This is a genomic window from Methanofollis sp., from assembly GCF_028702905.1.
GTDB lineage: Archaea > Halobacteriota > Methanomicrobia > Methanomicrobiales > Methanofollaceae > Methanofollis.
Map to the genome: position 1 here is coordinate 1 of NZ_JAQVNX010000080.1, position 9624 is coordinate 9624.

7 protein-coding genes, 2 tRNA genes and 2 pseudogenes are annotated in these 9624 nt (G+C 63.1%); 6 read left to right on the top strand and 5 right to left on the bottom strand.

Translation table 11 applies throughout. The features are described from left to right. From PHP59_RS09370 to PHP59_RS09380, 3 genes and pseudogenes are all read left to right on the top strand, one after another. Positions 1–322, top strand: a pseudogene (locus PHP59_RS09370) (FAD-dependent oxidoreductase); the annotation flags it as partial. Next, the gene (gene mtnA / locus PHP59_RS09375) at positions 319–1344 is read left to right on the top strand and encodes an S-methyl-5-thioribose-1-phosphate isomerase (protein WP_300166329.1); all 1026 of its coding nucleotides are present in this window, start codon (positions 319–321) and stop codon (positions 1342–1344) included. The pseudogene PHP59_RS09370 and the gene mtnA, both read left to right, overlap by 4 nt. A 24-nt stretch (positions 1345–1368) precedes the next feature. Further along, positions 1369–2046 carry a DUF116 domain-containing protein gene (locus PHP59_RS09380; RefSeq protein ID WP_300166331.1) on the top strand — a complete coding sequence of 226 codons (678 nt, stop codon included), beginning with the start codon at positions 1369–1371 and terminating at the stop codon, positions 2044–2046. On the opposite strand, the gene PHP59_RS09385 is transcribed toward PHP59_RS09380, so the two are convergent. The 4 genes from PHP59_RS09385 to PHP59_RS09400 all read right to left on the bottom strand — a co-directional run bounded on the left by PHP59_RS09385 (position 2024) and on the right by PHP59_RS09400 (position 6534). Beyond that, positions 2024–2443, bottom strand: a complete 420-nt coding sequence (locus tag PHP59_RS09385) for a polymer-forming cytoskeletal protein (RefSeq protein ID WP_300166333.1) — start codon at positions 2441–2443, stop codon at positions 2024–2026. The genes PHP59_RS09380 and PHP59_RS09385 overlap by 23 nt on opposite strands. 157 nt (positions 2444–2600) lie before the next feature. Continuing rightward, positions 2601–3437 (bottom strand): geranylgeranylglycerol-phosphate geranylgeranyltransferase, encoded by an 837-nt coding sequence (locus tag PHP59_RS09390; RefSeq protein WP_300166335.1) that lies wholly within the window; start codon positions 3435–3437, stop codon positions 2601–2603. A gap of 769 nt (positions 3438–4206) precedes the next feature. Continuing rightward, a complete protein-coding gene (locus PHP59_RS09395) occupies positions 4207–6399 on the bottom strand; it encodes a DUF3160 domain-containing protein (RefSeq protein ID WP_300166336.1) in 2193 nt (730 codons plus the stop codon). Positions 6400–6459: 60 nt separating this feature from the next. Then, positions 6460–6534, bottom strand: a tRNA-Arg gene (locus PHP59_RS09400). 66 nt (positions 6535–6600) lie between these two features. Between PHP59_RS09400 and PHP59_RS09405 the strand changes: the two genes are divergently transcribed. Then, on the top strand, positions 6601–7719 hold the full coding sequence (locus PHP59_RS09405) for a tRNA (guanine(10)-N(2))-dimethyltransferase (protein ID WP_300166338.1): 1119 nt from the start codon (positions 6601–6603) through the stop codon (positions 7717–7719). 143 nt (positions 7720–7862) lie between these two features. Here PHP59_RS09405 and PHP59_RS09410 read toward each other — a convergent pair whose 3' ends face one another. Beyond that, entirely contained in the window at positions 7863–8975 is a 1113-nt protein-coding gene (locus PHP59_RS09410; RefSeq protein WP_300166340.1) for a GTP-binding protein, read from the bottom strand. A 171-nt stretch (positions 8976–9146) separates the two neighbouring features. On the opposite strand from PHP59_RS09410, the gene PHP59_RS09415 reads away from it, so the two are divergent. Together PHP59_RS09415 and PHP59_RS09420 are read left to right on the top strand one after the other, a co-directional pair. Continuing rightward, positions 9147–9221, top strand: a tRNA-Glu gene (locus tag PHP59_RS09415). Positions 9222–9443: 222 nt separating this feature from the next. Beyond that, positions 9444–9624 (top strand): annotated as a pseudogene (locus PHP59_RS09420) (RNA-guided endonuclease TnpB family protein); the annotation flags it as partial.

Here is a 9624-nt window from a genome sequence, read left to right on the forward strand (position 1 = left end):
GACAGACGGCGGCCTGGAGATGCAGGTCGAGAACACCGAGACCGGCGCTGTCGAACTCCTGAAGCCAGACCTCGTCGTCCTCTCCGTCGGCATGGAGCCCCAGGCAGGGATGGAGGAGATTGCGGAGTACCTCGGCATCACCCTGGAAGAGACCGGCTTTGTCCACACCAGGGACGAGAAGATGAACACGGTGGCGACGATCAGGCCGGGCATCTATGTGGCAGGGACGGCCACCGCCCCGAAAGACATCCCCGACAGCGTGGCGATGGCCGGCGCGGCCGCCATGCGGGCGTACACCGACGCCCTGAAGGCCGGCCTATGATCCCGAGGACCATTGAACGGGACGGCAAGGCCATCTGCTTCATCGACCAGACCCTCCTGCCGGAGAGGTTGGAGGTCGTCGCCTGCACCGACGTCGAGCGTCTTGCCGTCGCGATCCGCCGCCTGGAGGTGCGGGGCGCCCCGGCACTCGGCATCGCCGGGGCGTACGGCGTCGCCCTCGCGGCGATGACGAGCACGGAAACAGCCTACGGCCCCTTCACCGCGGAGGTGGCGAAGGCCGCCGCGTACCTGCGGGCCACCAGACCGACCGCGGTGAACCTAGGTTGGGGGATTGACAGGACGATGGCCGCCCTGCGGGCCGCCGGGACGGTGGACGAGGCCGTCGAGGCCGCGGTCAGGGAGGCCGACCTCATCGCCCACGAAGACGAGGAGAGCTGCCGGGCCCTCGGGAAGAACGGCGCGGCCCTCATCCCTGACGGCGCCCGTGTCCTCACCCACTGCAATGCCGGCGCCCTCGCCTGCTCCACCTGGGGGACGGCCCTCGGCGTCGTCAGGTCGGCCTTGGAGAGCGGGAAAAAAGTCTCCGTCACCGCCTGCGAGACGCGGCCCCTCCTCCAGGGGGCCCGCCTCACCGCCTTCGAACTCCATGAAGACGGCATCCCTGTGCGGGTGATCACAGACAGTACCGCCGCCTTCCTGATGCAGAGGGGCGAGATCGACTGCGTCGTCGTCGGCGCGGACAGGATCACACAGGACGCCGTCTTCAACAAGATCGGCACGTACATGCACGCGGTCTGTGCCCGCCACCACGGCATCCCATTCTACGTCGCCGCACCGGTGTCCACCTTCGATACCGGGCGCAGGGCCGCAGATGTCACGATCGAGGAGAGAAACGGCGACGAAATCGCTATTTTCAACGGGAGGCGGACAGTCCCGGCAGGCGTACCCTGCACGAACTTCGCCTTCGACAGAACACCCCTCGACCTCGTTTCGGCGATCATGACAGAACGCGGCGTCCTCCACCCACCATACGACAGGATGCCAGATACAGGGAATATTTAAATAATCCCCCCATATTCTCCTACCATGTTTTTCACGGCCTCGCTCTGGAACGACCTGATGATGCTCATCGGAGAGATCACGGTCTTCCTGATCGTCGGGATGCTCATCGGTTCCGTCCTGGTGATGATCGTCGCCGGTCTCTCCATCCAGAGCGGGCAGTTCTATTTCCCGCGCCTGATGACGAGTGGGATGGTCCTCCTCGAGGGCATGATCAAGGGGATGTGCAGGTTCTTCGGCTTCGACGACAAGGACCTCATCCAGTTCTTCATCAGGCTCCACAACACGATGAACATGAAGAATTTTGTGGAGACTCCGGTCGAAAAGCGGGCGATCTTCCTGCCGCAGTGCCTGCGGTCGGCCAGGTGCCCGGCCCACCTCACGCCAGAGGGCCTCTCCTGCCGGCGGTGCGGGCAGTGCGATATCGGCAGGGACATCGACCGTCTCCAGGCGATGGGCTACCAGGTCTTCATCGTGCCGGGCTCCACCTTCATGAAGAGGATCATAAAGAAGTACCGCCCCGAGGCGATCATCGGTGTCGGGTGCCTGATGGAAGTAAAGGAGGGGCTCGAACTCTGCGACCGCATCGGCATGGTCGTGATGGGCGTTGTCACGATGAAGGACGGGTGCGTGGAGACCGTCCTCAACTGGGACGAACTCCTTGAGATCGCCTCCACCGGGGTCACTGCGCCTGATTCGCAATGACCTTTATGTTCCTGCCGACAAGGCTCTCGCTTGAGATACTGCCATAGACATAGACTGTGGCCTCGCTCCTCACCTCGCCGACCTTGATGCCAGGCCGCAGGATGATGTCGCCTCCGGCAGAGACAGACCCCAGGACGACGTCGTCGGAGATGGTCACGTCCTCCCCGACCGTGAGCGACCCCCCGATCCTGACCCCGCGACCGATCACACCCGACCGGCAGGTGACGTCCCCGCCGACGGTCGAAGAGGGGCCGAGTTCCAGGCAGCCGTCGACGTCGAGGCGGCCCCAGAAATGGGTCTCGGGCGGGACGATGAAGTCCCCGGGGATGTGGACGTTCCCGTCGAAATAAGAGCCTTTCGGTGCGATGTAGGTGTTCCCGCGCTGATAGACCTTCATGCTGTAAACACGATCATGCCGTGCATGGGAAGAATAGTTTTCGGTTTGTTTATATGAGGGATGATGAAATCAGGTGTCCGTATAAGTGATCTTCTCTCACCGGCCAGCCTATAATCCCTCAATTCACCGGGCAAACCTGATAATCCATCTGCGTCCCTCAGAGGAGGACGGCAGCGGCCGTAAAGACGAGGAGGGAGAGGAACATCCCTTTCTTCAGGGTGGAGGTGACCCGTGACGACCTGATGCAGGCCGGCGTCGTGCACCCCCGCACCCCTGCGGCGCCGAGGAGGACGGCGGCATTGAGGAGGCCGATGGCAAGGAGGTACGGGAGGCCCCACCACCGGAAGACCGGGAGCATGGAGAGGACCATGGCGGCCGCGGCGAAGGCGAAGGCAAGGACGATCGTTCGGGGGATGCCGAGGACCATCGGCAGGGTCCGCGCCCCGCCGGCGGCGTCGCCCTCCACGTCCTCGGCGTCCTTGAGCACTTCCCGCGCCACCATCGCAAGGAAGGTGACCCCCGCAACAGGGAGGTTCGCCGCAAGGCCGTCTGGCCCGGCAAGGGCGCCGCCGAAGAGGAAGATCGAGGCCGAGAGATAGGCGACCGCCAGGTTGCCGACAAAGGGCATGCCCTTCAGGCGTGCAGCGTACAGCACCAGGAGGGCGGAGTTGAAGAGGGCGATCGCAAGGCAGGAGAGGTTTGTCGTCAGGGCGAGGAGGTTGCCGGCCGCAAAGAGGAGGGCGGCATAGATGAGGGCGCCCCGGCGCGAGACTTTCCCTGCGGGTATCGGCCTGTCAGGCCTGTTGACGGCGTCGATCTCCGCGTCGCAGTAGTCGTTGATGACATTGCCCGCGGCGGTGATCAGGGCGACGATCCCGATGAGGGACGCGGACTCCGGAGTGACCGTTCCGGTGGCGATGAGGTAGCCGAGCACCCCGGCAAGCCCGGCGACGACCGAGTTGACCGGGCGGGTGATCGAGACATAACCGTGCATTCGGAAAAGAGGTGTGAGGGGGAGGTATTTCAATACTCACACCACGGTGACGGTGACCGGATACAATAGGTCACCCCGAAGCGTTGTGGTGTCGACCATCGCCTTCCCAATACAGTTCACCGGGGGACTACGCCGAAAATCAGAGATTTTCTCGTGTTCACTCCGTTCGCAGCCCCCGAACCCCCGCTCAGGATTAGGTCGGGAAAGAGCGAACACTGCATTCAGAAGAGGGGGGCTGCCATAACTTCCCTATCCCAATGGGTGGGAGAAATGGCTTTGCCACCGCTAGCACCACTCTAGAACAAGAATTCTGCATAGCATTATTCTGAAGATTTGATTATGAGCATATCCCAAAACTCTCGTTCACTCTCCCCATTTCTGCATGGGAGCTCGGGAGAAAACTTCATGATCGGGTCGATGTCTTCCCGAATTCCATGAAGAGTCATGCGAAACCACCGCCTTCCCCCACCTCTTTGCCGGGGGACTGACGCCCCCGGACCCCCGAAAATAGGATAGGACGGGGGAAGGATAATCCCTGCATATCGAAGAAGACTGCCATCCACTCCCTATCGTAATGGTGGGGGAACCGGGGGGTGAAACCCCCCGGACAGACACAAGAACAGGATTTTTCAGAACCAAATACCGATCATTCCATCGACAGGACAGAGGGTATGATCAGTTTTGGGATGACCTCTATCATTACCCCTAAGGCGGTGCGAACGTCGATGACGGCAAGAAGGGGGCCTAAGAACAGCGGCAGTGAAGCGCGTCATCGCCTCACCGCCGCGTAGCCCACCGTCCATCCCGGCCTCGCGGGCGGGTCGGTGGCGAGCACCTCCTGCCAGGCCTCGTCGGTGAGTCTGCCCGAGAGGGGGACGGTGAACTCGTAGTACGAGAAGACCGGGCCGGCCGCGAGGAAGGGCCGGCCGTCAGGGCCGGGGCAGGCGACGACGACCAGGTTCACATACCCGACCCCCTCCTCCAGGACGAGGCTGTCGTACGGGTCTGTGTGCACGTCGGCGACGACAGCGGTCGTCATCCCGTCTTCGTCGACGCCGACGACGAGTTGGTCGAGGGAGGAGGCGACGCCCCTGATGAAGGCCTCGTCGTCAGGGGTGAGGGCCTCGCCTTCGAGTTCCTTCACCGAGATCGCCTCCAGGCGTGCGAGGACGGCTTCGAGGGAACGCAGGCGGGACCCGGAGGTCTCGTCCAGGGCGCCGAGGTCGCCAAGGCCCTCGCGGGTCATCGCGGTGAGGGCGAGGAGGCGGTGATAGAGTTCTGGCACAGGCTCGACGTACCCCGCGACCTCCTGTTCAGGCGGGCGGTAGGCCATCCCCTTTCCCATCGTGTAACTCTGCTTGGCGTACAGGATGGTGTCGCGGCGGAGTTCTGTCCATGAGGCGAGGGAAGTGGTGAGTTCCTTCTCCTGCCAGGCCGTCGTCTGCATGAAGGTCGGGTAGCCCTCCCCGAAACCGGCAAGGAGGGGCTGGAGGGTGTGGAGCCAGCCGATGGCAAGGTTCCTGTTCCACGCGCTCTCGTTCTGCGGGAGTTCCCCGGCCAGGCGGCCGGCGATGGCGTCATAGTGTTCGTACCGGCTGTCGCCATTCTCATCCAGGATCGCGTCGGCCCTCTCGGAGCCGAGGAGGGACATCACGTCGAGGGCGGTCGGGATGGAGCGTCCGCCGCTGCGGAGGGTGAAGGGCGTGCCCGTGCCGGTGAAATCACCGGTGTACGGATACACGAGTTCTGAGAAGATGTACGAGTCGAGGAGGAAGCGCTGGCCCATGAAACGGAACCCCTGCGTCGCATTGAGGCAGGTGCGTGCCTCTTCAGGGGTAAAGGCATAGCAGTCCGCGGTCCCGCCGTAGATCGCGGGGGCGCGGTACGTGCCGAGTTCGCGCTGGAGGGCCGCCACCTCGTCTGCCGAGAGGTCGGTCTTCGGGCCGCCGAAGAGGGCGTCCATCGCCGCGAGATAGTCGCGGGGGCCGAGGTCGTCTGAGTAGCCCGCGTAGAAGGAGGTGGCCGTATAGATCCGATCCCACCTCTCCATCAGGGCCGGGTCGTCGGCAAGGGCGGCGGCGACCTGGGCGGCGCCGATCGTCTGGACCCGCGCGTCCTCAGGGGTCACGAGGGTGCCGTTGAGGAGGAAGGCCATCCGGCCATGCCACATCATCGCCAGAAAATAGTTCTTCAGCCTCTCCGACCGGGTGTAGTGGCCGCGGGGGAGGTACTGCGAGTAGTCCTCCTCGTACCTGAAGAGCGGCGAGGCGTCGGTACCGGCACGGCCGCGGATCAGGAGGAGTTCGGCCTCCACGTCGGGCCTTATCTCCTCGGGGACGGCCGCACGGTAGCGTTTCACATCTGCGGGCTCAAACCCGGTGCCGGCCCCGACCTGCCGGGCATCAGGGGCGAGGAGGCTTTGTGCCACGCCGAAGTACACCGCATTGCGCCGGGCCGCCTCCTTCGCCTCGCCGCCCGACCGTCCGTAGGCCTCCATCGACCTGTTGAGGAGGGCGGAGTCGAGGGCATACAGGTCGTCGTACAATGTCCCCTCCTCAACCGCCCGCATCGTCTCGTCGAACTGGATGTGGTAGATGTGGAGGAGGGAGTCGGTACTCACAAAGACCGGGACTCCCTCCTCCTTCAGGGCGGCATAGGGCCTGACCATGTCCGCGCCGCCGGGTCCGAGGGGGTTTTCGACGACGACGAAACCGTGTGCCGACAGGAGGGTCTCGGCCCCGGGGTCGAGGGAGAGAGCAGCGTCGACCTCCTGCCAGTTGGTGACATTCGCCGTCTCAAGGGGGAGGGGGTACTGCGGCGCGGAGAGGTTCACCGCCAGAGGTGCGGGGGTGGGGTACGCGGAAAAATTCTTCTCCGGTTGGGGCGCTTCCGGGGCGGTCACGCACCCGGCAAGAAGGGCGGCCGCACAGAGGAGCAGGGCAAGAAGGGCAGTCCGGTCCATGAACGATCAAAGGGCGGCAGAAACAAAAATGTATGGTTCAATCGCGACGTGAAAAAGGAGCGGGCTTGGGGGGATTCGAACCCCCGACATTCAGCTTAGGAGGCTGACGCCATGTCCGGGCTAGGCCACAAGCCCAATGATACTCTCTAGTGTGGGCGCCGGGAAGGTATTAAGGTTTTGAAGGCCCACTTTTCTCCCGCAATGGAGAAGGTTCCGGTCACCGAGGGGAGGACCACGTTTTTTGCGCCGGTTCAGGATGAAAATGCCGCTTTCCCACCGGGTTCGGCCCCGATCTTTTATAACCGGAGGATGGAGGCGAACAGGGACGCAACGGTGCTCTATCTCTCGGTGGTGCAGCCCTCAGACTACCTCGACGCCATGGGGGCGATGGGCGCGCGTGGCCTGCGTGTCGCCCACGAGGTCGGCATTCCGGTGACGGTCAACGACATCAGCCCCGCGGCTGCGGCCGAGATCCGGGAGAATGCCGACAGGGTCGGCGGGGAGATCGAGGTGACCTGCCTGGACGCCAACGCCCTGATGAGCACCAGGAGGTTCGACGCCGTGGACCTCGACCCCTTCGGCACGCCCGCCCCCTTCACCGACGCCGCCTGCCGGAGCGCAAAACGTTTCCTCTGCGTGACCGCGACCGACACCGCCCCCCTCTGCGGGGCCCACCTGAAGGCCGGCATGCGCCGGTACTTCGCGCGGCCCATGAACACCGAGTATCACCGCGAGGTGGGGCTGCGCATCCTCCTCGGCTTTGTGGCGCGGGAGATGGTGAAGTACGACCGGGGCATCACACCCATCTTCTGCTTCGCACACGAGCACTTCGTCCGCCTCAACCTGCGGGTCTGGGGGCGGGTGCGAAATGCCGACCAGACCATGGAGCGGATCGGCTACGTGATGCAGTGCCCTCACTGCTTGTACCGCGAGGAGCAGGCAGGCATGCTCCCTGAGGCGGCGACCTGCCCCTCCTGCGGGGCCGTCCTGCGACCGGTCGGTCCCCTCTGGCTCGGCGCGGTGAACGACCCCGCCACCCTCGCGGCGATGATCGAGCGCCTGCCGACGATGGGCCTCGGGACAGAGACCTACCTCTCCCGCCTCCTCCCTCTCCTCGCGGAGGAACTCCCGACCGCGAGTTTCTACGACTACCACCGGGTCGCCCAGGGACTGCGGGCCTCGCCGCCCGCGATCGACGTCGTGATCAACCGCCTGCGGGACGCGGGCTACCAGGCGACGCGGACCCACTACGAGGGCACAGGAATCAGGACGGACGCACCCCTGGCCCTGCTTGAAGAGGCGATCACGCGACGGGAGTAAAGGCGGATTTGCTTTCGTCGCCCTGAGACTCTGCCGCGGGGGACTACTCGAAGACCTGAGGTTTTCGAGGTCCGAACGAAGGGAGCATGAGAAACACAAAAAAGTGCACGAGGCCAGGCAGAGGCACCTGACCGGAAGGATCTTCAGAACCTGGTGACGATCGTGATGATGTCGCTGTCGGCAAGGGTGTGCTGGAGGCCGACACGCTGGGCGTCGTGCTTCACCGACGTGCCCCAGATCTTCGCGTACCTGAACTTGTCCACGAACTCGCGGTGGAGGCGGCGGCAGACGTCCTCGACGGTCGAGCCAGACCTGACGATCAGCGGTTCGTCCATATCGGCCGCACCGCCGAGGGGCTTCATGTACAGGCGCATGAAACCGAGGTGCTCGTAGATCGCGTCCTTCAGCTCCTCGACATTGTAGCCGGAGTGGGCCGAGATCATGTGGGGTTTCTCGTTGAAGCGCTCGACCAGGTCGGTCTCGATCTCCTTTCTCGTCTTCTCGTCGACCAGGTCGACCTTGTTGATCGCGATGAAGGCCGGGACATAGATCCTGTTGCCGATCATGGCGTCGATGAAGTCGTCCTGGTTGACATTGCCGCGGATGAGGACGTCGGCATTCATGACCTTGTTCTCGGCGAGGATGGACCGCACCTCCTCGATGTCGAGGGCCTCGTCGCCGACATAGCTGAGCCTGATACCGCCGTTCCCGCTCTTCTTGATGGTGATGTCGGGCCTCGGCTTGTTGATCCTGATGCCTGCGTCGTACAGTTCCCGCATCAGGACGTCGATATGCCGGCCATTATAGACGTCGCCGAGAATGAGGATCAGGTCGGCGCTCCGCACCACCGCGATGACCTCCTTACCGCGCCCCTTGCCCATCGCCGCACCCGCGATGAGGCCAGGGATATCGAGGACCTGGATCTTCGCACCCCTGTGTTCCAGGATGCCGGGCACGACCGTGAGGGTGGTGAAAGCATAGGCCGCGACCTCGCTCTCCTGCCCGGTGAGCTGGTTCAGGAGCGTGGACTTACCAACAGACGGGAAACCGACGAGCACGACCGTCCCGTCACCGGACTTCTTGACCGAATAGCCATCTCCAGTGCCCGATGACTTCATCGCACGCTGGACAGCCTCGTCCTTGATCCTGGCGAGCTTCGCCTTCAGGCGGCCGATGTGTTTGGATGTGGCCTTGTTGTATACCGTGCGCTGGAGTTCGTCTTCGATCTCCTTGATCTCATCTTCAAGACCACTCATTCCTCATAGATCTGTTAGCTGACTACATAAGGATCATGGATAGGGAACGCCGGCGCGTCCTCGCGCGGCGTCTATCGCAGAGATACGGACGCGGCCGGATCGGGAGGCGCAGACAGGAACGGTTAAATACCGACATATCCTACATTGTAGAGCACTTAGGTGCCAACGATTGCTGCTATAGTGTAGACCGGCCAATCATGCAGGACTCTCACTCCTGCGACTGGGGTTCGAATCCCCATAGCAGCATCCGATTTTGAGGTTGGAATCCCCAACCGCGATTGTTCAGCCTTTCTCTCACCCCTATCCTCCGCGCAGACTACGGTCTTTCAGCCCGCACATCCCGTGCCCATAATCAGTATTCTATTAAAAAATTCAACTTCCTCCGCAAGGAGTCCCCGGTCTTTAGGCCGGGGAGGAATTGCGGTTCACACACATAACTGCAAATACTTTTGAGTGAAATAATTACATGTGCTCACCCCAAAGACGGTCATCCTCAAGCTGGACTGTCCCGACACCGATCTCCTTGACCGGACGGTACAGACCTACACGGAGGGGATGAACTACGTCTCTGCGGTCGTGTACACACTCGGGAAACCGAAGGGTTCCGCTGCCCTCCAGAAGATCGTCTATCCTGCTCTCCGGGAGCAGA

Coding starts and splice junctions, on each gene's coding strand:
- PHP59_RS09405 (WP_300166338.1), top strand. CDS start 6,601: ATGGAGAAGGTTCCGGTCACCGAGGGGAGGACCACGTTTTTTGCGCCG.
- mtnA (WP_300166329.1), top strand. CDS start 319: ATGATCCCGAGGACCATTGAACGGGACGGCAAGGCCATCTGCTTCATC.
- PHP59_RS09380 (WP_300166331.1), top strand. CDS start 1,369: ATGTTTTTCACGGCCTCGCTCTGGAACGACCTGATGATGCTCATCGGA.
- PHP59_RS09385 (WP_300166333.1), bottom strand. CDS start 2,443: ATGAAGGTCTATCAGCGCGGGAACACCTACATCGCACCGAAAGGCTCT.
- PHP59_RS09390 (WP_300166335.1), bottom strand. CDS start 3,437: ATGCACGGTTATGTCTCGATCACCCGCCCGGTCAACTCGGTCGTCGCC.
- PHP59_RS09410 (WP_300166340.1), bottom strand. CDS start 8,975: ATGAGTGGTCTTGAAGATGAGATCAAGGAGATCGAAGACGAACTCCAG.
- PHP59_RS09395 (WP_300166336.1), bottom strand. CDS start 6,399: ATGGACCGGACTGCCCTTCTTGCCCTGCTCCTCTGTGCGGCCGCCCTT.